Consider the following 24,023-nt stretch of genomic DNA (forward strand, 5'->3'; position numbering starts at 1 on the left):
GCGCGGCAGGCACAGCGTGATCAGGGTGATGACCCGGCAGCGACGCCCTCATGTGCGGCCCCGGCAATCATGAGCAGGTCCCGGACACGATCCACGAACGCGGCGAAGGTCGCGTTGTCGAACAGATCGTCCGGGGCCACCGCTACCTCGAACTCGCCGTCCACCCGGGCGAGCATCCCGATGGCCGCCATTGAGTCACCACCGGCGGCGAAGAAGTCCGTGCCCGCAGTGACCGCGCAACCGAGCACTTCGGCCCAGACGGCACGAAGCCGCTCCTGAACCTGGTCGCCGTCATCGACGCTGGTAGCCGTCTCAGCGGGAGGGTCGGCTCCGGGCGACGGCGTCGCGATCGGCACGGACAGGTGGCCGAGGACTGTTGGCTGGCCTTCGTCCAGGCGGCGATCAGGCCGGTCGGCTTGCGCCACCGCCTTCGGGTCCAGGCGGTCGCCGTCGACCATCAGCAGGTCCAGGCGGCGCAGGGCCGCCACTGTCACGCGTGCCGCCGCGAGCTCCGCGAACAAGGCACCGGGAAGCAGGGCGACCGTGCACTGCGTAAGCAGTTCGGCGTACTCGTGCGGATCGTTCAGGCGGCGTGTCGGGATGACCAGGGTCGCCCCGGAACCGAGCGCACTCGAGATCTCGACGAGGCCAGCCTCCGAGCCGGGCTCCGCAAAGTGTGCCACCCTGTCGCGGGGCTGGATCACGTGCGACTGCCGGCCCGCCGCAGTCCGGTGTCCCAGCGACTCGGCGAGCACCGACCCCAGCCCAGGGTCGCCGTCGTTGACCGGGAACATCCGGCTGCCTGGCAGGGGCGACCCGGGTGCGTCGTCGAGCGCTCCCGCGAGCAGGTCATCGAGGCACCAGCGGGGAACGGCCGGTGCGCAACCCCCGGAGCCCTGCCGCTCGACCGCGTGGTGTTCGGCGACCACGGCGGCACGGCAGGTGCTCAACAGCCCTGCCGAGCGCTCCGGAGATCGCGACGGGGCGGCCGGTATGCACGTCGCTCCAGCGGACAAAACGCCGAGTGACGCCAGGACACTGTCGATCCCCCGCGGTAGGTCGACCATGACGGTGCCACCGTTGCCGATGCCTCGTGATTGCAGCGCCGCCCCGATCCGGGAACTTCGCTCCTCAATCTCGCCGTAGGACAACCAGTCGGTGCCCTGGACGACCGCCGGGTGTCCCCGGTGACGGCGGACTACCCGGCCCTCGCGGCCCCTGTCGTGGGTCGGCGGGAGATCAGCGGTCAAGCACGGAGCCGCTGGATCGTCCAGTAGCCGTGTCAGCGTGTCCAGGTAGTCGGCGGCCAGTGCGGCGACGAAGCGGGCGTCGTACCTGCCGAGGTCGTACTCGACGGCGAGAGCACGGTCGGCGTGCTCCTGCGGGAAGGTCAGCGCCAGGTCGTACTTCGCGGTGCCGGTGGCGAAGAACATCCGGGTGCCGGGATGCCCGCCGAACGTGGGACTCCCGGTCGCGAACACCCGCTGGGCGGCGACCACCTGGAAGACCGGCGTGAGCGTCGACGCCACCGGGGTCGCGTGTTCCTTGACGATCGACGACAGCGGCAGCCGCTGGAACTCGATCGCCCCGAGCAGCGCGTCACGGACCTGCTGCAGCAGACCGAGCCCGGTCAGTCCGCCGGTCATCCGGACCCGTACGGGCAGCGGGTTCATGAACGGCCCGACGGTGCCCTGGTAGCGGTCGTCGACGCGGTTCGCCGAGGGTACGCCGAGCACCACGTCGCGTGTGCCGGCACGGCTTGCGACCACCACCGCCAGCGCCGCGAGGTAGATCATGAATGGTGTGACGCCGGCCCTGCCCGCCAGCCGGGTGACGGCGCTGAGCTGCATGGCGGGCAGGTCCACGACCTGGCGGTCGCCGCGGTACGACTGTCGTAGCCCGACACCCGGCACCGTCGACTCGATCGGTGCCGCGTCCAGCGTCGTCCGCCAGAACGCCTTCTCCCGGTCGAGTGAACCGTCAGCGAGGTCCCTGGCCAACTCCCGCGTGTAGTCGCCATAGGCGGCGGGCGCGGTCGGCAACGGCTCACCGGCGTAGAGGGCGGCGAGTTCGTCCAGCAGGATGTCCACCGACCAGCCGTCGGCGACGATGTGGTGGAGCACCACCGCCAGGTATGACGTCGTCTGCGTCGTGCCGAGCAGCCAGCGCAGCAGCGGCGGCCGGTCCAGCGGCATGGGCTGGCGTAAGGACCGGCGAACCAGTTCCGAGAACGCCTCGGTCGGATCAGCCGTGTCCGTCAGGTCCCGCTCCTGCAGCTCGCCCCCGGGAGAGTCGGCGCGAACCCGCAGGAGCCCGCCCTGGTCGAGGCGGAAGCCTGTGGTCAGCGTTTCGTGTCGAAGCATCAGGGTCGTCAGGCACCGCCGCAGGCGGACGGGGTCGACGACGCCCTCGATCCGCAGCACCTCGCACGTCAGGTAACCAGCGTCACCGCCGCGAAGCCGGTCGACAGCCCACATCTGGGCCTGTAGCGCCGATGCCGAGCCCATGTCGGTCGGCTGCCCGAGCTCAGTCACGATTTTGCGCTCCTCGTGCGCGCCGCGCCGCGGAGCAGCCGACTCCTGCACAGGACCGCCCGTCGTCCGGACCGCCGTGCGGGCCGGTCAACACAGATGGCACGGGTTCTCCTTTCATGATCATCCACGACTAGCCGACGGAATAGCTGTGAACGACCGCCCGCGCGTCATCACGATGAGCCGAAAGGGCACGCGATTGGCCAACCCGGTAAACCGCCGAGGTGGTAGTGAGACGGGCATGTGAGGTGAGTAATAGGTGTTCGATCCTGCCCAAGGAATCGGCATTCGGCAAGGCGCGGCGGCGGCGCGGCCGGACACGTGTCACGCGGTCTACCGGCCCTCGGCGTCACGAAACGCATGTTCAGCATCGACGGGCGGCGGAAGTCCGGGACAGTGTCACGGTGCCCGCCGTTCGCTGATGGCGGAATCATCGGGCAGGCCCGGACAGCCGCCGCCCGCCTTCATCGAATCGCGACACGTGGACGCCTCGCCGCAGTTTCGGCAAGGAGATGATCATGACGTTGCCGATGGCTTGGACGCGTGCGCTCCGGGGAGGCGCCGATAATTTACGCTGTTCCGGTGGGGGAGTGCTCTATCGGTGCCCCGCGACTTCGCGATGTCCCGCCCGGCGGGACATCGCGAAGTCGCGGGGTGCGCCATGACGCGACGTATGACGATGTGAAGTGGCGGGGCCCTGGCTGGCCATCTCAGTCGACCGCCCCTGTCGGACTCGGATACTTGTAAATCTTTGGCTCGGTACGACCGGCCATCTACTGTGGATATCCACGGCTATTGTTGACGGCTAACACCGGTGACGGGGCGGAGGTGACGTTGCATGCGATGCGCAGCGCACCGGCGCAGCCGACGATTAATGGATCGAGAAGGGTCACCCAACGCGGCGTGGTGGGAAGGACGGTGTCGTCGATCGGGCGGCATGCCAATCAATCTAAACGGGGAACTGGATGCTGTTAGTTCACGCGCGAGAACCGAGTGGCGTCGACACCGGGCCGGAGTCAGTCGATTCCCGGCCCGCAGCTTAAGCATCGAGATCGGCTGTATAGGTGCACGGATCGCTGTCCGCATATCGCCCGGAAGTCGCCAGGGACGACCGGCCGACGCGATTCTCGCGGCGCTGCCCGGCGAACGCGATATCCACTCGGCCCTCTGGTCGTAGGTTCGTCGTGAGCGTTCTGCGGTACGTGTTCAGCTTGAAAGATGGACGACTGATCCGCTCCGACCTGCGGATACGTGGTCATGCGGTTGACGCATTTGGCTCCTGCTGCCCGTCCCGAGAGGCATAGACCGCCGTTCTGTGACGCCCCTGTCCGGGCCGGCGTGAGGCTGACCACGTGCCCTCTGCGACATTTCGGCGAATAACCGATCAATTCAAGGAGTGGACTTCCGTGATGGATGTTCTGGAAGGTTCCGACCCTCGACGGCACAACACAGCGTCCGGCCGCCTGCGGTCACGATTCGTGGTCGGCGGACCTACCGCCGCACCCGTTGCCACCGCGGACGAGCCCCTTCACGTCCTCCGAGGGGGCGTGCTGTGAGGGCGAACCATCACCTGCTCGCAACACCGGCCGATCTTCTGGCGACATCATGAGCACCGAAGACGTGCGACTGCTGGACTTCTGGGCGTCGGAGGCGCAGGACCTCGAGCGCCGCATCGAGCTGGAAGCACTCCTTCAGCGGCGGCGGGACGAACTCCAGGCGCGGCAAGGCCACCCCGGACAACGGGTGCCCGGCGGCGCGATCGGTGTTCCCGTCCTCGCTGTCCTCGCGCCGGTCGTCACCGACACCGAGGGCGTGATCGAATATCCCGGCGATCCCATGTGCCTGTACGCCGCGCTACAGGACACCATCGCGCAGTCGACCGCCGCTCTGAACAGCCAATGGAGCGCACGTGAACCGCTGCGCGACACCGTACTCGACTGGGGCCGGCTTCCCGACGACGCGTACAGGGCCGTGGCGACCGACGACGGCATCCGCACTCCGCTCGACCGCCGGCCGCAGGTGGCCGACGAACTCGTCTTCGACCCCCGGGTCTGGAACGCCGACACCCGCCGGGCGTTCCGCGCGGTCCTGACGTCTTTGCGCCCGCGGGTCCTGCTGATCAGCAGTGTGTCGGCGGCGCACCGGTACGCCCTGGAGATGGCGCAGATCGCCCGGGACGTGCTGCCGCACGTCTATATCATCCTTGGCGGCCGGCATGCCGATGAAACCATGTCGTGGTCGCCGCGCAAGCGCGAAGTGGTGCTCGATGCCAGCAGCACGGTCAGTGTGATCACGAGCGGTCGGCGACCGGCACCGATCAACGCGGTGGTGTCGGGGGCCGGCAGCCCGCTGCTCGATCTGCTCAGCATCGCGGTTCTACTGGCGATGGGCACCGGGCACCCCGACCTGCCAACAGCGGCAGAAGTGGCACGGCGGATGCGGGATCTGCGCGACTTCGGATGGCAGCTGACCGGCGATGGCGTCGTCGCGCTGGTCGACGCACCCCATCGGGCCATCGCCATTCCCTGCTTGGGATCCGGCGCCCCGCCCCCGGCAGACGTCACGCCCTACGATCCGTTCGCCATCCGATCGCACTTCACGGTCTTCCCGGCGCCGGGCAGCGGCTCCCGGCGGACCGCACACCTTCTTACGGCCGCGAGTTGCCCGTTCCGCTGCACGTTCTGCTCGGAAAGCTCCGCGGTGACTGGTGCCGGGGCCCGCCTTTCCGGCGACGACACCCACATCGTCATCCAACGGCTCGCCCGCCTGGTGTCCTATCGGGCCGAAGCCGCGTTCTTCGACGACCCGGTGCTGTGGTCCGGCCGGTGGAGCGCGGTCGAGGACTTCGCCGAGGCGATGTGCGAGGTGCGGGGTCTGAGCGACGGCGAGCTGCTGGAGCGCTATGCCGTCCTCGCTGATCCCGAAAGCAGGCAGCGCTGGCGTGACCTGCGGTGGGGCGGCCAGCTGACTGTCGACGTGCTGCTGCAGGACCGTGGTTCGGGCCGGACACTGCGAACACTCGAGCGGATGCGCCTGGCGGGGTGCTCGTACATCTACATCGGCATCGAGAGCATGTCCGACGTGGTCATGTCCCGCGTACGCAAGAACCTGCTGGTCCGCGACAGCCGTCCGTGGGCGCTAAAGGTCCGAGAGGCGCTGGCCCTGCTGAAAACGGCCGGGATACCGGTGGGGACCTCCGTGCTGTTCGGGCTCGACGGCGAGACCCCCGACACCGTGACCGAGACCATCGAGGGAATCGGGCAGCTGATCGATGAGTCGTTCATCGCGATAGCCAGCCCGAACATCCTCACCTACCACCCTGGCACGGCCATCGCCAGGCAGCACGGACAGACGGACCTCGACTACCACAGCCCGATGCGGTCCAAGCCACCGTTCACGTTCTTCGAGGAGGCGTACGAGGGTGTCTCGACCAAGCTCCTCACGGTCGACGACATCTGGCGCATCCACCTCGAGACAGAAAAGCGTTGGGGGATCACGCGCAACGAGTCGGAGTTGCGCACCTACCCCGAGCGGACGGAGTCCGCCGCCCCCGAACGGGTGGAAGTCACACCGACGTCCTCACACGGATCGACGACCGAGTGACCTCGGCACGCCCGAAGGCAGGAGGAACGATGCTCGATCGGCAGTTGGAGTATTGGCGGCGGCAGCTTGCTGGGCTTGTGGTGTTGGAGTTGCCGTCGGATCGTCCTCGGCCGGCGGTGCGTTCCGGTGCGGGGGCGGTGTTCGGTTTCGATGTGCCGGTTGGGGTGGCGGAGGGGTTGCGTCGGTTGGTTTCGCGGCGTGACACGACTCCGTTCGTGGCGTGGCTGAGTGTGTTCCAGGTGTTGCTGTGTCGGTACAGCGGGCAGACCGATGTGGCTGTCGGTACGCCTGTCGCGGGGCGTAACCACGCTGAGACCGAGGCTCTGATCGGGTGTTTCGTCAATACTCTGGTCATGCGGGCCGACTTGTCGGCCGATCCGACGTTCGAGCAGCTGATGGCCCAGGTCGAGGACACTGCGCTGAATGCGTACGAGCATCAGGACATGCCGTTCGAGCGGCTGGTGGAGGAGCTGGCGCCAGCCCGTGACCTGTCCCGGACGCCGTTGGTCCAGGCCATGTTCGTTCTGCAGAACGCCCACCACGACGACTGGCGGCTGCCGGGACTGCGTATCGAGCAGACACCGCCGAGATCGGTCGCTGCCAAGTTCGATCTGACCATGTCGGTTGAGGAGACACCCGCCGGCTTTCACGTGGATCTGTGTTACAGCACCGATCTGTTCGAGTCGGCGACGATCCAGCGGATGGCCGGGCACCTGCTGACCCTGCTGTCCAATGTCACCCGGGACCCGCACGCCCGGGTCCGGCACCTGGACATGCTCACCGACGTCGAGCGGCGCCAGCTCACCACCGGGTTCAACAGTACCGCCGCCGATTACCCCCGCCACGCGCTCATCCACCAACTCGTCGAACAGCGTGCCGCCGACCGGCCCGACGCCGTCGCGATCAGCCACGGCGCCCAGACGGTCACCTACCGCCAGCTCAACGAGCAGGCCAACCAGCTTGCCCACCACCTGCGGCAGCACGGCATCGGTCCGGAGACCCCCGTCGGTATCTGCCTACCCCCCACTCCCCACACCATCACCGCGATCCTGGCAGTGCTCAAAGCAGGCGGCGCCTACGTCCCCCTGGACCCCGACCACCCGACCCGGCGACTGGCCCACATCATCGACGACACCGCCACCCCCCTGATCATCACCGACACCACCACCCGCGCCGTGCTGCCCGCCCACGCCTTCCACCTGCTCATCGACCAGACACAGAACACCATCGCCGGCCAACCCACCACCGACCCGAGCCCCGTCACCACCAGCGACAACCTCGCCTACATCATCTACACCTCCGGATCCACCGGCCTCCCCAAAGGCGTCCAGACCACACACCACAACGTCGTCAACCTTCTCCACACGGCCGAGCAGGAGTTCCAGGTCGGTCCCGACGACGTCTGGACGCTGGCCCACTCCTACAGCTTCGACTTCTCGGTGTGGGAGATGTGGGCATGTCTGGCCTTCGGGGGGCGGCTCGTCGTCGTGGACCGGCACACGGCCAGAGACCCGGAGGCGCTGTACGACCTGTTGGAGCAGGAGTCGGTGACGGTGTTGAACCAGACGCCGTCAGCATTCGGCATGCTGCGGCGTGTGGCCCCACGGCGCCGGGGACGACCGGAGCTGGCCGTCCGAATAGTGATCTTCGGTGGGGAGGCGCTCAACCCCCGCAGCCTTGTCGCCTGGACGGACGCGGCCGTCGCGCCGTCGGCGCGGCTGGTGAACATGTACGGGATCACCGAGACGACCGTGCACGTCAGCGTGCGGGACCTGAGCCTGGACGACATACGCCATGGTGCGGGAACCTCGCCGATCGGTCGTCCGATTGCCAACACCGAGGTCTACCTTGTCGACGCCGACGACAACCTGGTCCCGATCGGAGTCCCCGGTGAGATCCTCATCGGCGGACACGGCCTGGCACGCGGCTACTGCAACCGCCCCGAACTCACCGCACAGCGATTCGTCCCACACCCGTTCTCCGACAACCCCGGAGCCCGCCTGTACCGCAGCGGCGACCTCGCCCGACGCCTGCCCGACGGCCAACTCGAATACCTCGGCCGCCGCGACAACCAGGTGAAGATACGAGGCTTCCGCATCGAACTCGGCGAAATCGAAACCACCCTCCGACGACACCCCGACATCCGCGAAGCCGTCGTCACCACCCGCGAAGACACCCCCGGCGACCGACGACTGACCGCATACCTCGTCACCCACCACACCCCACCATCCACCACCACCCTGCGAACCTTCCTGCAACAGCACCTACCCGACCACATGATTCCCTCATCGTTCACCCACCTCGACACCATCCCGCTCACACACAACGGCAAGACCGACCACGCCGCACTACCCGCCCCCACCGACCGCCCCCACCTGCAAACCCCATACGAACCACCCCACACACCCGACGAACACACCATCGCCCGCATCTGGACCGAAGTCCTCGGCATCCAACACATCGGCCGCCACGACAACTTCTTCGAACTCGGCGGAGATTCGCTGCTCAGCATCCAGGTAGTGGCGCGGGCGCGCGGGGCGGGCCTGGGCCTGACTCCGCGGATGGTCTTCCAGCACCAGACGCTGGCGACGGTCGCGGCGGCGCACCCCGAGACCGGGCAGTCCGCACCTGCACTGGTACAGCTCAACAACAGCCGGGCGGCGCGCACGATGTACTGGTTCCACGAGACCAGCGGTGCGGTGACCGGATATCTGGCCCTGGCCGCCGAACTGCGCGACAAGGCCCGTCTCATCGGCATCGAGGCGCGTGCCGCCTCACCGGAGGCGGTGCCGGACGCGGATGTGACCAGTATGGCGAGCGCCTACTGGTCGACGCTGCGGTCGGCGGACCCGTACGGCCCCTACGTCCTCGGCGGGTGGTCCCTCGGCGGCGTGATCGCGTTCGAGACCGCCCGACTGATCGAAGCCGACGGTCGCCGGGTGCGGCGTCTCGTCGTGCTCGACTCCGCGCTGCCGGTCGGCGACGGACGCGACGGCTATCTGGCCACCGCATCGCTCGTGGACCGCGCCCTCGCCGAGGTCGGCCTGCTGGGACCGGCAGGCTGGCGGCACGCCGGCGGATCGTCGGGCCTGCGGGCGGCCATGGACGCGCTGCGGCTGCCTGAGGACTTCCTCATTCTGGGACACGACGACGTACGTCGTCGGCTGGAGGTCATGCGGGAACACCTCGCGGCGGTCACCCGATACCGGCCCCTGCCGATCCGATCCGACGTCATCGTCTACCAGGCCGCCGGCTCGTCGTGGCCCAGCGCCGTGGAGGGGACCTGGAAGGCACACGCCGGCAGCGTCGCCGTCCGCACGGTTCCCGGCGACCACCACGGGATCCTCCGCCGCCCCGGCGTCGAGTTCCTGGCCCGCCGCCTCGCGGCCGACCTCGCCGAGATGGACGACGACTCCGGCACCAGCAGAAGGAGCGCCGATGAACCAGGCACCTGACCCGATGCTGTCCCCGTTCCTCGAACGTACGGCGCAGCCCCGGCCGGGACGCCCGCCGCTGCCGACGCGGGTGCACGTTCCGCTGCCGCGGCCGTCCGGACCCGGCCTGCGCGCCGCGGCCCGGGAACTTGCCACCGACGCGGATGATCTCGTGCTTGCCGCCTTCGCGACGGTGCTTCACCGCTACTCGGGCGAGCGGCACGTCACGATCGCCATCGGCGGCAGTCCCGAACAGCCGTCCCGTGCGAGAGTCTTCGCGTTCCCACCGGGCGCGAGCCTTCGCTCAGTGCTCGGTTCCGCGCAGGCGTCCGCCGCACCGTCGCCGTTCGTGGTCACGGTCAACGGTGACCTCCCGGACGAGTACCCCGGCGACGCGGCAACGCTCGCGGTTGCGGTCACCGAGTGTGACGGCGGCCTGTCGGTACAGGCCGGGTTCGATCGCACCCGGCTGAGCGAGGCGATGCTCACGCGGGCCATGGCACACCTGGGCGTCCTGCTCGACGCGGCGATCGCGGCTCCGGATCTGGCGGTGTCCGAGTTGCCCATGCTGACCGAGGGCGAGCGGGCGATGATGTTGGTCGAGTGGAACGACACCGCCGGCCCGGTCGTGGACAGCTGCATCCATGAGCAGTTCGAGACGGTCGCCTCGGCGACCCCGGATGCCACCGCCCTCATCCAGGACGACGTCGCCTACTCGTTCGGCGACGTCAACCGCCGCGCCAATCAGTTGGCGCACCGTCTCAAAGACCTGGGCGTGGGGCCGCACACCCGCGTAGGGCTCTACCTGCACCGGACTCCGGCGCTTGTCGTCGCGATGCTGGCGATCATGAAGGCCGGCGGCGCGTACATCCCGATCGATCCGGAGTTTCCGCAGGAACGGGTGGTCCAGCTGATCGAGGCGGCGAACTGTGCCGTGACGATCACCGGGTCGGCGGTGACCCGGGCGCGCTACCTAGGCGGGTCGGCTGTCCTGTGCCTCGACACCGAGGCGGCGGCGATCGCCGCGCAACGATCCGACAACCCCGATGCGGTGGTGTCGCCGATGAGCCTCTGCTACGTCATGTTCACCTCTGGCTCGTCCGGCGCCCCGAAGGCGATCGCCCTGCGGCATCGGGGCGTCCTGAACAACCTGCTGGACCTCAACGACCGGCTGCATGTCGACGGTGGCGACCGGGTGGTCAGCGTCTCCGCCCAGACCTTCGACATGTCGGTGTACGAACTGCTCGGGCTCGGCCTCGCCGGCGCCTGCGTGGTCCTGCCGGCGGTCGGCCGGCACAGGGATCTCAGGCACCTCGCCGCCCTGCTGCGCCGGCACGACGTGACGGTGTGGAGCTCGACGCCGGCGCTGCTCGAAGCGGTCCTGGACGACCTCGACTTCCATGGCGACACCGGCGTGCTGCCGCTTCGGGTGGCGTTGCTGGCCGGCGACTGGATTCCCGCCACCCTGCCCGAGCGGATCCGTCAGCGTGCACCCGGATCGCGCTTCATCGCGCTCGGCGGTGCCACGGAAGCCTCGGTGTACTCCACCATCTTCGAGGTGGACGCCGTGGAGCCGGCGTGGACGACGATCCCGTACGGCGTGCCCATGCGCAACCAGCGGGCCTACATCCTCGACGCCCATGATGCGCCGGTGCCCATCGGCGTGGCGGGCGAACTGCACCTCGCCGGTCTCGGTCTGGCCGAGGGCTACGTCGATCAGCCCGTGCAGACGGCGGAACGGTTCGTGGAGCGGTCACTGTACCCGGCCGGCGTCGAGCGGCTCTACCGCACCGGCGACATGGCGCGCTATGGCGAAGACGGAGTCATCGAGCTGCTGGGCAGGCTGGACTTCCAGGTCAAGGTCAACGGGGTGCGGATCGAGCTCGGCGAGATCGAGGCTGCGTTGCTTCGCAGCCCGGAGGTGAAGTCTGCGGTGGTGGTGACACGACCCCACGGCGGCACCGACCGGCTGGTCGGATATGTCGTTCCCGAAGTGGGCCAGGTGTTGCTGCCGGAGGTCCTGCGGACCCGGTTGGCGACGATGCTCCCGCACTACATGGTCGTGGCGACGATCGTGGTCATCCCGGCGATGCCGCTGGGCCTGCACGGCAAGGTCGACCGGGCCGCGCTGCCGGATCCTGCACCGCTGCGGAACTCCACGGACGGACCGCTGTGGACCGACGAGGTCGAGCACCGCATCGCCACGATCTTCGGCGAGCTCCTCGCCGTGGACGGGATCAGCCGCGACGCCAGCCTGGTCGGCCTGGGCGTCGACTCCATGGACATGCTGCGTGCCATGTCGCGGATCGATCCCGGGCTCACCTGGGCGGACATGGTCCAGTGCGGCACGATCGCCGGTCTCGCCGCCCGGGTCAGGAGCATGACACGCGATGGGGGAAGGGCCGAGATCCGTTGACGCAGCTCGCATCCTGTGGCGAACGCCAGTTCTGGTTCGCCGAACAGATCGCGCCAGGCGCGCTCGCCCACCTGGCGAACCAAACGATCCGCCTGGACGGACCGGTGGACGTAACGGCTCTGACAGAGGCGTTCCGGGCCGTCGTCCACCGCCATGAGGCGTTGGGAACGGGTTTCCTCTTCCACGACGGGCAGCTGTACCGCCGGCCGCCCCGGGGGATCCCGCCCGCAGTGCCCATGCTGCTGGCCGACCACTTGACCCCGGAGTCGGTGACCAGGAAGCTGCTGACCCCGGGTCTCGACCTCGACACGGGTGATCTCATCCGCATGGGCGTCGTGCCGGACGCGAGCGGCGCGCTGCTTCATGTGGTGGTGCATCACGTCGCCTTCGACGGGCTGTCTCAGGAGATCTTCACGCGTGACCTGGCAGCCGCCTACGGTGCCCGGTTGCGCGGAGAGGCGATCGACCTGCCGGTGCGGCCGCGGATGCCGGCACACGTGGTCGACCCGGCCCGGCTGGGCGAACAGCTCGCCTACTGGCGCGGCGAGGTGGAGGGCGTGCCGGACCTGCCCGGCGGCGAGCCCGCGCCGCTGCAGTGGGATCTCGCCGACGCCCGGATCGTCGAGACGGAAGCGTGGTGCGACAAGGCGACGGTGCACCAGTTGCGCGCGGTGGCCAGGGGGCAGGACGTCACCCTGTTCACGCTGCTCCTGACGGCGTACGCGCAGGCGCTGGGGGACATCGGCGGGGGTGACGACTTCTGTGTCGGCGTCGCCGTGGCCCTGCGCGGCGGCGACCGGCTGGACGAGGTCGGCTGCGAGATCAACGTGTTGCCGATGAGGATGCGCCGACCACGTGCGCCGGGCGCGATCGGCCGGGTGTGGGCATCGCAAGTGGGCACACTGAGCAGCCCGGACCTACCGTTCGCGGAGCTGGTCGCGTCCATCCAGACCATGCGCGGAGACCGCCTGCCACTGATGCAGACGTCACTGATCAGCCAGGGCTGGGATCGCGTGGTCCACCGGGTCGGCCCCGTACGGATGCAGAACATGGTCACGCATCCGCTCGGCTCCCAGTTCGAGGTGCAGGCATTGATGTGTCACACCGAGGCGGGCGATCTGAAGGTGGTCGTCCAGGCACCGGAGTGCAGTGGATGGGCGGTCCGGCTCGCCGGACTGGCGACCGCCGTCACCGTGCGACTCGGCCGTCTCGCCACCGGAAAGGAGTGACCATGCGTGACGACACGACAGGGCACGCATCCTCGCCCTTCGAGCGGACGGCACCGAACCTGCTGCGACGGCGCCGAAGCCTGAAGTGGCGCGACGTGGATTCTGACGTTCTGTCCCTGTGGGTGGCCGAGATGGACACACCTCTCGCGCCGTCCATCCTGCGGGCCCTGCAGGAGGCTGCGGTGTTGGGCGACACGGGCTACGCCGCCCCGGGCGGCCTACCTGAGGCATTCGCAGGCTTCGCAAGTCGCCGTTACGGGTGGCGGCCGGAGCCGAGTGATCTGGTGCTGGTCGCCGACATCATGGCCGGAGTGGACGTGGCGTTGAAGACGCTGACCCGGCCCGGCGATCCGGTCGTTGTGTCGACTCCGGTGTACGGGCCCTTCATGCACCACGTCGATTACCTCGGCCGCAGGGTGGTGTCCAGCCCGCTGCGGCATGAAGCAGGCGTCTACCACTTCGACCCGGACCGGCTGGCCGCCGACTTCGCCGCAGGTGCCAAAGCCTACATACTCTGTAATCCGCACAATCCGACCGGTCTGGTGCACACGCGGGAGGAACTGGAGACCATCGGCCGGCTGGCCGACCACTACGGGGTCACGGTCATCGCCGACGAGGTACACGCACCCCTCACGATGCCGGGCGTACGCCATGTGCCGTTCGCGTCCGTGGACGCCGAGGCGGCCGCGCGCGGTTTCAGCGCACACTCCGCCTCCAAGGCGTGGAACCTCGCCGGGCTGAAGGCCGCGATCCTCGTTCCAGGGCCGGACGCCGACAGAGTGGAGATCCGGCAGGAGCTCGCGGTCGGCGCGAGCCTGTGGGGCGTACTGGCCAGTGAAGCAGCCTTCCGCGACGGCCAGGACTGGCTCGACGAGATTCGGGTGGGGATCAGCGAACGCTCCGCGCTCCTCAGCGAACTCTTGGCCGACCACCTGCCGAAGATCCAGTTCCAACCGCCGTCCGCCACGTACCTGGCCTGGCTCGACATGCGCGCGTACGGGCTCGGCGACGATCCGGCGCTGTTCGTGGCGGAGCGCAGCCGGGTCGCGCTGTACGGCGGGCCGTACTTCGGCGCTGAGGGCCGCGGGTTCGCCCGGCTTAACCTGGCGACCTCCCGAGCCGTCCTCACCGAGGCGGTGCACCGCATGGCACGAACACTTCGATGATCATGATTGTCGGCTGTCGCCGTGGCGGGGCGCCGGCCCTGTCCGCGCCGACGCCAGGGAGGACGAACGACCATGACCGACGCCCGCGTGACCGTGATCGAGACGTGGAAGCTCAAGGCCGAGTACGCCGACAGGGCGCTGGAGCTGATGCAGGCGATGGACGACATCGTCGGCCCGCCGGCCCACGTCGACCCCGGTTGGTGCGAGCACGGCCGGTTCTACCAGCTCCAGGAGCGCCCACAGGAGATCTGGATGATGTACACCTGGCGTAGCCGTGCCGAGCACGAGGTGTTCATCGCCGCTGAGGAACTGCTACTCGGCGAGTTCTACGCGAAGTACTGCCAGGAGCCGCGCGGCATCGTGTACTTCACCGAACTCCCGGTCGATGTCGAGGTCGGCCACGACGCGGTCGACGGGGGAACCTCCGATGAATGAGGGGAGCGGCGACTGGGCACCGGTGGACTTCGAGCGGCAAGGCCGGGAGGTCCTTGCCTCCATCCGCGCGCATTTCGAGCAGGTCCGCGATGTGCCGGTCGCCCGCCCGTCGACGGCGTCCAGATTGATCCGCGACCTGGACATCGACCTGCCCGAGCACGGCGAGGAGTTCTCCCGCGTTCTCGCCGACACCTGGGAGAAGGTGGTTCCGGACCTGGTCCAGTGGAACCACCCCGCCTTCCACGGATACTTCTCCTCCTGCGCGAGCTTTCCCGGGGTGCTGGCCGAGACGCTCACGGCCGCGCTGAACGTCAACGCGATGCTGTGGAAGACCAGCCCGGCGGCCTCGGCGCTGGAACAGGTGGTGCTGCGCTGGCTGGCCGACCTGGCCGGCTATCCCGGCGACGCCGACAGCGTGTTGGTCAACGGCGCCTCGCTCGCCACGCTGTACGCCCTCGCCGCAGCCAGGGATGCGGCCCTGGACCACGACGTCCGGGTCGAGGGGATGGCCGCACCGCACGCGGCCGTGGCCCGGATCTACACCTCGGACCAGGCACACAGCTCGGTCGAAAAGGCCGCGATCGTGCTCGGCATCGGGCAGCGCAACGTCGTGCACATCCCGACCGACGAGCGCTACCGCATGCGCGAGGATCTGCTGGCACAGGCCATCGCCGCAGACCTGGCAGCGGGCCGGGTGCCGGTCGCGGTGGTCGCCACCGTCGGCACCACGTCGGTGGCCGCCGCCGATCCGCTGGCCTCCATCGCCGAGATTTGCCGGTGGTACGGCGTGTGGCTGCACGTCGACGCTGCGTACGGCGGCTTCTTTCCGCTCGTGCCGCAGTTGCGCGACCGGATCGAGGACGTGTCCGTGGGCGACTCGCTGGTGGTCAACCCGCAGAAGACGCTGTTCGTGCCGCTGGAGGCGACCGCGTTGTACTGCGCGCGCAGTGGTGCCCTGGCCAACACGTTCCGGCTCGTCCCGGAATACCTCACCTCGGCCGACGCCGACGCCGACGCCGACGCCGACGCCGACGCCGACGCCGACGGGACGGTCGACTACATGAACCTGTCACCGCAACTCGGCCGCAGCTTCCGTGCGCTGAAGCTGTGGTGGGTGCTGCGGACGTTCGGCCGCGCGGGGCTGGAGCGTCGGCTCGGGCACGCCGTCGAACTCGCTGCCGAGCTCAGGAGGCGGGCAGGCGAGGAGCCCGGCTGGCAGTGCCCAGCGCCGTCCGTCTACCCGCTGGTGTGCCTGCGCTACGTCCCCGGCTCGCGTGACGGCGAAGGCGGGCCGGGTCCGATCGATCGGGCGGCGGTCGACGAGCTGAACGCCCGCATCGTGCACGAGGTCAACGCGTCCGGGCTGGCCTATGTGTCGCACTCGGTGATCCGGGACGGCTACGTCATTCGGGTCTCTTTCGGCAACATCCACACCACTGCGGACGACGTCGACAGGCTGTGGACCGAGCTCAACCGGGCCGCGGAGAAATGCCGATGATCAGGCACATCGCTTTGTTCAAGCTGAAGCCCGGATTCACCTGGGACAGCACGGAGGTGCGCGAGGGTGAGGCGCTCCAGCGGCGGATGGGCGAACAGATCGCCGAGCTGCGGGCGTGGCACTGCGGGCGAAACATCTCCGACCGCCCACAGGCCTACGACTACGTCGTCCTCGGGCTCCTGCGCGACGAGGAGGACCTGGCGCGCTACCGCGCCCATCCCTTCCACCGGCGGACGGCCGCCTGCTGGTCACGCTTCAGCGAGCGCGTGATCGCCGACGTCCTGGAAGAGCCGACACACCCGATCACCTGAGGAGACGGACATGCCCGCACCTGCTGATACCACTGCCCTGACCGAGGCCGAACGCACACTCCTGCCCTCGGACGAGGACGTGGCGTTCTACGCCGAGCACGGGTGGTACCTGTCGCCGAAGCTCCTCAACGACGAGGAGATGGCGATGCTGCGCGAGGCCAGCGAGCAGTTCTACGCCGGGCATCGCGACCGGAGCCTGCCCAGGCGGCCGGCCAAGCTCTCCTATTGGACCCCGGAGAGGGGAGCGGTCCAGCGGCACAATGACTACATCCACTACGAGAGCGACGCCATCGCGGCCGTGCTGCGCAAGCCGCTGTTGGGCGCCGTGGCGGCGCGGCTGGCGCAGGCCGACCAGATCCGGCTGTTCCAGTCCACGCTCATCTACAAGCCCCCGTGCCCCGCGGAGCCGAGCAACGTGGTGCCGTGGCACTTCGACCGCGACTACTGGGCGACGTCGTCGTCGGAGCGCATGCTCACCGCGTTCATCCCTTTTCACCTGTGCGACGAGCGGATGGGCACCATCACCATGATCGACGGCAGTCACCGTTGGCGGGCGCTGGACTTCGACGGCGTGACCGCCCGGCACTTCGCTGAGCTTGGCACGCAGGCCGAGACCGTCCTGCGGCTCACCGCCGAGTTCAACGGAGCCGAGGTGCGCAAGGTGCCGATGGTGATCCCGGCAGGGCACGTGAGCTTCCACCACTGCCGCACCTACCACGGCAGCGGGGCCAACCTGTCCACCGAGCCACGTCGGGCGATTTCGTTGCACCTGCAGGACGGTGCCAACGCCTATCGGGAGTTCCGGCTCGGCAACGGAGAGCTGGCCATCTACAACCACGACGAGCTGGTGCGCCGTGGGCCAGACGGCAGGCCCGACTACGCCGACCCCCGGTACTGCCCAACCATCTGGGACGACGCGGCCCTTGCGAACGCCAGACCGTGATTCCGGCGATCCACGACCACGTGAGGCGGTGCGGCGGGAACTGGGCGTCCCACGACGACCATGGACGCACACCAGGGAAGGACAGGGACACACCCACATGACTCAGGCATCGAACACCGGCGGGCACGCCGTTCGTAACGATCATCCGGCGCTCGACACGCTCCGGCTTGACCACGTGGAGCTCTACGTGGTGGACCTCGACCGCAAGGTCACCGAATGGGCCAGCGGATACGGTTTCGCCGTCGTCGGGCGCGCGGGCTCGCCGGAAGAGGGCTACCGCAGCATCGCGCTGTGCCAGGGTCGCATCCTGCTCGTGCTGACGGAGGGAACCAGCGACAGCCACCCCGCTTCGGCGTACGTGCAGATGCACGGGGACGGCGTGGCCCGCATCGCCCTGGCCACGACGGACGTCGCCGCCGTGTACGCGCTGGCTGTCGCCAACGGCGCCTGCCCGGTGGCCGAACCCGTCCGCACCCCCGAGCCCGGGGCCGTCCTCACGGCGACGGTCTCCGGCTTCGGCGACGTGCTGCACACCCTGGTCGAGCGCGACGAGGCGGTTCCGGGGGCGCTGCCCGCCGGCTTCCGGCCCGTTGGCGCCGACCCGGAGGAGGCCGCAGCCTCCCCGGCAGGGCCGGGCCTGCTGGAGATCGACCACCTCGCGGTATGCGTGAACATCGACGAACTGGCCGACACGATCTCCTACTACGAGCGGGCCTTCGGCTTCCGCCGCATCTTCCAGGAGCGCATCGCGATCGGCACACAGGCGATGCTGTCGATGGTGGTGCAGAGCCGGTCCGGCGACGTCACCCTCACCGTCATCCAGCCCGACCAGCAGGCCGACCCTGGCCAGATCGACGAGTTCCTCAAGAACCACGACGGCGCGGGGGTGCAGCACATCGCGTTCTCCAGCGGGGACGTCACCCGCACCGTGCGCTCGCTGGCCGACCGCGGCGTCGAGTTCCTGAGCACTCCGCCGACCTACTACGAGCTACTGGGCCGCCGGGTCGAGCTGCTCAAGCACAACTTGTCCGCGCTGCGTGAGCTCAACCTCCTCGTCGACGAGGACCACGGCGGCCAGCTGTTTCAGATATTCACGCGCTCGGCGCACACCCGGCGCACCCTCTTCTTCGAGGTCATCGAGCGGATCGGCGCCGAGACATTCGGTTCCTCCAACATCAAGGCCCTTTACGAGGCCGTTGAACTCGAACGCCTACGGCAGATCGGGCGACCACAGTGACGTCGGCCCGGCGGGCACCGGCACCCCGGTCGCCGGACGGGGCGATGGCGCCTTCACGGCGCCATCGCCCCCACTGTTTCACGGCGCTGACGCCCACGTTCCGCAGCTCAGCGTCGATAGGCGGGGCTGCGGTGTGTAGGTGCAGGTCAGGGCGTTGTGGCCTGGCGGGAACCGCGAGAACGCCAGGTGACACGCCTGCTGTATAAGGCGTCGACCCGCAAGATCCATGACGGGTAGACGATCCGCTACGGCCTCATACCCCTCACCCTCGGCGAGGTCCGCCGTCTCCTGCGAAGACTCCGACTTCACCAGGTGCGACTGGAGTACTTACAATTCCGAACTCAATGAGGTTGGGCGTAACCGGTGGACGTGAGGATCGTTCTGCTTGAACGTGAGGAGGGGTGGGTAGCCGCCGGGATCGTCTCGGACGATCTGTGGGCCGGGGTCGCACCGCTGCTGCCACCCCGTCCGCCTCGCCGGTACCGCTACCCCGGACGCAAGCCCCTGGATGACCGAAGGTGCTGTGCGGGATCCTGTTCGTGCTCTACACCGCGATCCCCTGGGAGTACCTGCCTCAAGAACTCGGCTTCGGGTCGGGGATGACGTGTTGGCGCAGGTTGCGGGACTGGAACGACTGGCCAAGGTCTATCCGCGGTATGACGTGTTCGCCGAGGTTGAGCGCCTCACGCTGGGCTGACGGGCACGCCACGGGCCGGGCGGCAGGCGCGAACGTCCCTGTTCCAGGTACGCGTGGCGTGCACCGATTCGAGGCTGACGATTGTCCTTGGTGCCGCTGCTACCGTCGGGCGGTCCGCAGGCTCCGATGCCTGCCGGGGGAGAGACTCTTGGCCGGAAGATCGCTGGACGGTGCGCCCGCGAACTACGACGGCGGGCAGGTCACCAGCATGCACCCGATCGATGTCTACGAGGCCACGTTCTACCGCCAGTCGTACGACGCCGCCCTGCGGGTCGGTGGTCGGCAACAACGAGATCAACCTGGGCTGAGTCGATGACGTCACGGCGCGTCGGTTGGCTCCTGCCGGCTCTCAGCCCAGGCAGGTCGGCATGGGAGACATCGCTGTGCGGGCATTTGCGGCGGACGGAACCGGCCGGTCTGCCGTCGACGATGAGCCGTTCCCCAGCCGCAAGATCGAGGCGCGCTCAAACGCGTACGTTCGTCCACCCGAGGTGATCGTCCAGTTCTTGCGCCCGACGCGTTCCGCGACCCGCGACCGGCATCCCGGACTCGTCGGTCAGCTTCCACTGGGTGGCCAGTATGGTGGCCTCCACCTCGTAGGTCCGGCCGTCGAGCGGGAGCGATCCGCCACAGCTACGCTTACCTTAGGTGTGTGAGGATTTACTCAGGGCTACCGGATTCGACGGGCGGCGTTGTAGCATCGAACTCGACCTTGGGAGATCATGCTCCTTTCGAAGTGGTGATTGGTGTGCTTATTCGGCGACCTCGCCGGACTCGATGCGAAGGTGGGTAGGAATTCGGGGATCCCCTTGCGGCGATGATGTTAATTCATCCTTCCCGCCTCGCGTCCTTCGGGTGCGGTGAAGGGTTGCTCGGTGGTACGGTTCTGCCCGTCCGCGCTGCAGAACCGAGCGACCATCATAAATTAACCTGACCGAAACGTGTTTTGCGATCTGGCAACTGACCTGGCAGTTCGACTGATAAGTGACTCTCTGCAAAATTGACGAGCTTCCCTTGATTTTTCGACTACTTCCTATCAGGATGGCTTATCGTAGGGTGTCGGAGCGGACGATATCAGGCATTTCGTTGATCTGGCGGAGGTCGATAGAGGCCGCCTGCCGGCGTATTATGGGCCCGGTCCTGCGGCCATCATAGAGTTGATTTTCCGGCCGGTGCGGTGTGACGGGAGTCGGTCGGCCGGGAAAAGGATCTCCGTCGTCGGAGAGATTTCCGGCGGCGATTCATCTTCGATGGGAATGCTGAAAATAGGCCCGGAGTCCGGGTCCGAGGTATGGGTCGGGCGAGAGCGTGAGCTGAGCTTCGCGCAGACAGCGTTGACCCGGTTGGCGCGGGGAACCGGCTCGGTGCTCCGGTTGGTCGGTGAGCCGGGCATCGGCAAGACCTCACTGCTCACCATCGTCGCCCGGGCCGCGGGCGACCGCGGCTACCAGGTGTTCCACACCGTCGCCGACCAACTCTCCCAACAGTCACCACTGAGCGTCCTGCTCGCCTGTCTCGGAGTCCGCCAGCGACCGGACGATCCGTCCCGAGCGGAGATCACCCAGACCCTGCGCGGCCAACCGCCGGCCTTCCCCGCCACCGGGTCGGCCCTGGCTGCCGTGGCCGAGATGCTGGTCTCCCTCGTCGACGAGCTGTGCGCGGCGGGCCCCACCGTCCTGATCGTCGACGACGCGCACTGGATGGACGAGCCGTCGACCGTGGTCTGGCGGCGCCTGGCCGCGAGCGCCGAGCGTCTGCCCCTACTCCTGGTGGCCGCGCACAGTCAGGACCCGTCCCGTCCGACCCGTTCCCCGGCCAGCGCCGGCCGGGGCCACGAGCACCTGCTGAGCCTCGTGCCGCTGGACGAGGCGGAGGTCTCGCAGCTGCTGACCGGGCTGCTCGGATCACCGCCCGGCCCGACCCTCAGCCGGTGGTCGGGCGCGGCGGTGGGCAATCCGCTGTACCTGCGCGAGTTGGCCGACGTCCTGGCGCGGGAGGACCTGGTCCAGGTCGTGGCGGGACACGCGGACCTGCGTGACGACGACGACCGGATACCTCCGGCCCTCACCGCCGCGTTGACCAGCCGGCTCGGTCTGGTGCCGGACGCCGGGGACGTGTTGCGGACCGCCGCACTGCTCGGCACCGAGTTCACCGTCACCGACCTGAGTGTCGTGCTGGGGCGGCCGGTGCGGGTCCTCGCCGACGTGGTGCAGAGGGCCGTCGCGGCCCGGATCCTCGCCGGCTCCGGTGAGCGCATGACCTTCTGCCATCCGCTGATCCGGCAGGCCCTGCACGACGCCGTCGCGCTGCCGTTGCGCCGAGCGCTGCACCTCGACCTGGCCCGGGAGTTGGCCGCCGCTGCCGCCGAACCGCTCACCGTGGCACACCAACTGGTGGCGGCGGGCGGCGTCGAGAACCGGTGGGTGCCCGACTGGCTCCAGAGGTCCGCCCACGCGTTGGCGGACGCCGATCCGGGACTCACGGTCCGGCTGCTGCGCACACAGCTCGGACAGCTTCCGGCGGAGGACCCGCACCAGGCTTCGCTGAGCGTCGCGCTGGCCCGCTCACTGCAGGTGCTGGGCCGGTGGGAGGAGTCCGCCGACCGGGCCCGCGCGGCCCTTGCGTCGTCGACCGGGCTGGACGCGCACGGCGAGCTGCACTGGCTGCTGATCCGCGCGCTCAACAACAGCGGGAAGGCCGACGAGGCCGAACTGATCCTGCGGCAGGTGCTCGCCCGACGGGCGGTGCCCGAACCGTGGCGCGGACGCCTCCTGGGCACCCTGGCCCTGATCAGCCGGGCCGGCACCGGTGGGCCGAGCGAAGCCGAGGTCCTGGCCGGCGAGGCGCTCGATGCCGGCCGCCGGTCGGGCGACGATTGCGCGATCGCGGGCGCCAGCGTCGTCCTGTCCCTCACCCGTTCGGACCGGCGTGACCACCCGGCCGCGCTCCGGTACGCCGAACAGGCGCTCACCGCCCTCGTCGGTCACCCCGACCACCCGGAACTGGAGATGTTCGCCCTGCACTGCCGCGTGGTGAGCCTGCAGAACATGGCCCGGTGGAGGGAGGCCGAGAGGGTGCTGCGGCTGTCCCGTGAGATCCGTCGCCGGGCACATGACGTCGCCGCCACGTCCATCGGCGTCACCGAGGCGATGCTGCATTACTGGGTCGGCCGCTGGGATGAGGCGTTGACGGCACTGGCCCCGGTCGCGGACGACCCCTGCAGCCCGTTCTATCCGGGTCTGCACCGGGGTAGACCCGCGCTGCTCCGGCGGGGCGTCACCGCGCTGATCGCCGTCCGGCGCGACGACCGCGCGCTCGCCGAGGCGCATCTGCGCTCCGACACGGACGTGCTTGCCGACCGCGGTATCGACGAGGACAGCGAGGGTTTCCTCCTCGCCGCCCGGGCCGTGCACGCCGAACAGCAGGGCGAACCGGAACGGGGCGCCGCCCTGCTCGCCACGATGCTGCAGCACCGCCCCGACTCCGGGACGGGGCCCCACCATCCGTGGTTCGCGGACCTGATCCGGATGGCGTCGGCCTGCACGGACTCCTCGACCGTGACGGCTGCCCTCGAACTGACGCGAGTCTGGACCGAGGCCGAGAAGACACCGGGGCGGGCCGCGACCATGCGGCAGCGCTGCGTGGGCCTTGCCACCGAGGACCCCGAGCCGCTGCGTACGGCCGTGCAGCACTACCGGTCGGCCGGCCCGAGGACCGAGTTGGCGGCGACCCTTGAGGACCTCGCGGTGGTTCTGGCCGGCCACGGTGCGACCGCCGAGTGCCGGGCGGCCGCCACCGAGGCGATCGGCTTGTACACCCGGGTGGGCGCGACCTGGGACGTCCGTCGTACCGAGGCGCGGCTGCGGGGTAGGGGCGTGCGCCGAGGGGTCAGCGGCCCCCGCGCACCTCGGCCGGTGTCGGGCTGGGCGGCGCTCACCGCCACGGAGCGGCGGGTCGCCGTTCTCGTCGCGGAGGGCCGTTCGACGCCGGAGATCGCCGCCGCGATGTTCCTGACCCGCCGTACGGTCCAGACGCACATCTCCCGGTCCCTGCACAAGCTTGGGCTGCGCAGCCGCAACCAGATCGCCCGGGAGGTGTTGCGCAACGCTGAGCGGTAGCCGGGTTCGGCGATGACGGATGACTCGACGACCCCGGGTTGGTTTTCTGCGTCAGATGACGCATGTCTCATTCGTCCTCCCCGGGGAAGCTTTCCGCATGACCGTGCTTCCCCAGCCGGACGACACCACAGTCCCCCTCGCCACCGTCCTGATCGCACTCGAAGGCGGCCCGGCGAGCCTTCCGCCCGAGTTTCGGCGTCACCGGATCCCGCCGGACGAACCGAAGGTGAGGATCCCGTACCACGGTGGCTACGAGCACTTCGTACGCCCCGACGACGAGGACGGTGAAGCGCTCGTCTTCTGCGGGGCGTACCGGTCCCGGATCGCGGAGTAGACGGCCGGGAACCTGCCCCGGCCGGGCGGTCCGGGCCGGGGGCTACCGCAGGGTCGACCCGGACCCGCAGG

At 68.9% G+C, this 24,023-nt stretch carries 14 protein-coding genes and 1 pseudogene; 14 read left to right on the top strand and 1 reads right to left on the bottom strand.

What is annotated here, in order from left to right:
- Positions 1-20: 20 nt before the first annotated feature.
- Complete coding sequence (locus tag ACIG87_RS25705) at positions 21-2,534, bottom strand: condensation domain-containing protein (RefSeq protein ID WP_396853872.1); 2,514 nt, start codon at positions 2,532-2,534, stop codon at positions 21-23.
- Positions 2,535-4,136: 1,602 nt separating this feature from the next.
- Here ACIG87_RS25705 and ACIG87_RS25710 point away from each other — a divergent pair.
- The 14 genes and pseudogenes from ACIG87_RS25710 (at position 4,137) to ACIG87_RS25775 (ending at position 23,952) form a co-directional block, all read left to right on the top strand.
- The gene (locus ACIG87_RS25710; protein ID WP_396853874.1) at positions 4,137-6,134 is read left to right on the top strand and encodes a B12-binding domain-containing radical SAM protein; all 1,998 of its coding nucleotides are present in this window, start codon (positions 4,137-4,139) and stop codon (positions 6,132-6,134) included.
- Positions 6,135-6,163: 29 nt separating this feature from the next.
- Entirely contained in the window at positions 6,164-9,589 is a 3,426-nt protein-coding gene (locus tag ACIG87_RS25715) for an amino acid adenylation domain-containing protein (RefSeq protein WP_396853875.1), read from the top strand.
- Positions 9,573-11,984 (top strand): amino acid adenylation domain-containing protein, encoded by a 2,412-nt coding sequence (locus tag ACIG87_RS25720; RefSeq protein WP_396853877.1) that lies wholly within the window; start codon positions 9,573-9,575, stop codon positions 11,982-11,984. Before ACIG87_RS25715 ends, ACIG87_RS25720 begins: the two co-directional genes overlap by 17 nt.
- A complete protein-coding gene (locus ACIG87_RS25725) occupies positions 11,981-13,213 on the top strand; it encodes a condensation domain-containing protein (protein WP_396853878.1) in 1,233 nt (410 codons plus the stop codon). The genes ACIG87_RS25720 and ACIG87_RS25725 overlap by 4 nt, the downstream gene beginning before the upstream one ends.
- Positions 13,214-13,215: 2 nt before the next feature.
- Positions 13,216-14,379 (top strand): MalY/PatB family protein, encoded by a 1,164-nt coding sequence (locus ACIG87_RS25730; protein ID WP_396853879.1) that lies wholly within the window; start codon positions 13,216-13,218, stop codon positions 14,377-14,379.
- Between the two features lie 72 nt (positions 14,380-14,451).
- On the top strand, positions 14,452-14,814 hold the full coding sequence (locus ACIG87_RS25735; RefSeq protein ID WP_396853881.1) for a hypothetical protein: 363 nt from the start codon (positions 14,452-14,454) through the stop codon (positions 14,812-14,814).
- Positions 14,807-16,312, top strand: coding sequence for a pyridoxal phosphate-dependent decarboxylase family protein (locus ACIG87_RS25740; protein ID WP_396853883.1), 1,506 nt, complete (start codon positions 14,807-14,809; stop codon positions 16,310-16,312). Before ACIG87_RS25735 ends, ACIG87_RS25740 begins: the two co-directional genes overlap by 8 nt.
- A complete protein-coding gene (locus tag ACIG87_RS25745; protein WP_396853884.1) occupies positions 16,309-16,623 on the top strand; it encodes a Dabb family protein in 315 nt (104 codons plus the stop codon). The genes ACIG87_RS25740 and ACIG87_RS25745 overlap by 4 nt, the downstream gene beginning before the upstream one ends.
- Positions 16,624-16,633: 10 nt before the next feature.
- Complete coding sequence (locus ACIG87_RS25750; RefSeq protein WP_396853886.1) at positions 16,634-17,566, top strand: phytanoyl-CoA dioxygenase family protein; 933 nt, start codon at positions 16,634-16,636, stop codon at positions 17,564-17,566.
- A gap of 97 nt (positions 17,567-17,663) precedes the next feature.
- The gene (gene hppD, locus ACIG87_RS25755; protein ID WP_396853888.1) at positions 17,664-18,803 is read left to right on the top strand and encodes a 4-hydroxyphenylpyruvate dioxygenase; all 1,140 of its coding nucleotides are present in this window, start codon (positions 17,664-17,666) and stop codon (positions 18,801-18,803) included.
- 417 nt (positions 18,804-19,220) lie between these two features.
- Positions 19,221-19,432: pseudogene (locus tag ACIG87_RS25760) on the top strand (transposase); the annotation flags it as partial.
- Positions 19,433-19,648: 216 nt separating this feature from the next.
- The gene (locus tag ACIG87_RS25765) at positions 19,649-19,816 is read left to right on the top strand and encodes a hypothetical protein (protein WP_396853980.1); all 168 of its coding nucleotides are present in this window, start codon (positions 19,649-19,651) and stop codon (positions 19,814-19,816) included.
- A gap of 940 nt (positions 19,817-20,756) precedes the next feature.
- On the top strand, positions 20,757-23,618 hold the full coding sequence (locus ACIG87_RS25770; protein ID WP_396853890.1) for a helix-turn-helix transcriptional regulator: 2,862 nt from the start codon (positions 20,757-20,759) through the stop codon (positions 23,616-23,618).
- A gap of 97 nt (positions 23,619-23,715) precedes the next feature.
- On the top strand, positions 23,716-23,952 hold the full coding sequence (locus ACIG87_RS25775; RefSeq protein WP_396853892.1) for a DUF5988 family protein: 237 nt from the start codon (positions 23,716-23,718) through the stop codon (positions 23,950-23,952).
- Positions 23,953-24,023: the final 71 nt, after the last annotated feature.

The organism is Micromonospora sp. NPDC051925 (assembly GCF_044548625.1).
Classification (GTDB): domain Bacteria; phylum Actinomycetota; class Actinomycetes; order Mycobacteriales; family Micromonosporaceae; genus Micromonospora.

Excerpts from the sequence above, each read along its gene's own strand:
- ACIG87_RS25710 (WP_396853874.1), top strand. The coding sequence starts at position 4,137 with ATGAGCACCGAAGACGTGCGACTGCTGGACTTCTGGGCGTCGGAGGCG.
- ACIG87_RS25715 (WP_396853875.1), top strand. The coding sequence starts at position 6,164 with ATGCTCGATCGGCAGTTGGAGTATTGGCGGCGGCAGCTTGCTGGGCTT.
- ACIG87_RS25720 (WP_396853877.1), top strand. The coding sequence starts at position 9,573 with ATGAACCAGGCACCTGACCCGATGCTGTCCCCGTTCCTCGAACGTACG.
- ACIG87_RS25730 (WP_396853879.1), top strand. The coding sequence starts at position 13,216 with ATGCGTGACGACACGACAGGGCACGCATCCTCGCCCTTCGAGCGGACG.
- ACIG87_RS25735 (WP_396853881.1), top strand. The coding sequence starts at position 14,452 with ATGACCGACGCCCGCGTGACCGTGATCGAGACGTGGAAGCTCAAGGCC.
- ACIG87_RS25740 (WP_396853883.1), top strand. The coding sequence starts at position 14,807 with ATGAATGAGGGGAGCGGCGACTGGGCACCGGTGGACTTCGAGCGGCAA.
- ACIG87_RS25745 (WP_396853884.1), top strand. The coding sequence starts at position 16,309 with ATGATCAGGCACATCGCTTTGTTCAAGCTGAAGCCCGGATTCACCTGG.
- ACIG87_RS25750 (WP_396853886.1), top strand. The coding sequence starts at position 16,634 with ATGCCCGCACCTGCTGATACCACTGCCCTGACCGAGGCCGAACGCACA.
- hppD (WP_396853888.1), top strand. The coding sequence starts at position 17,664 with ATGACTCAGGCATCGAACACCGGCGGGCACGCCGTTCGTAACGATCAT.
- ACIG87_RS25770 (WP_396853890.1), top strand. The coding sequence starts at position 20,757 with ATGCTGAAAATAGGCCCGGAGTCCGGGTCCGAGGTATGGGTCGGGCGA.
- ACIG87_RS25775 (WP_396853892.1), top strand. The coding sequence starts at position 23,716 with ATGACCGTGCTTCCCCAGCCGGACGACACCACAGTCCCCCTCGCCACC.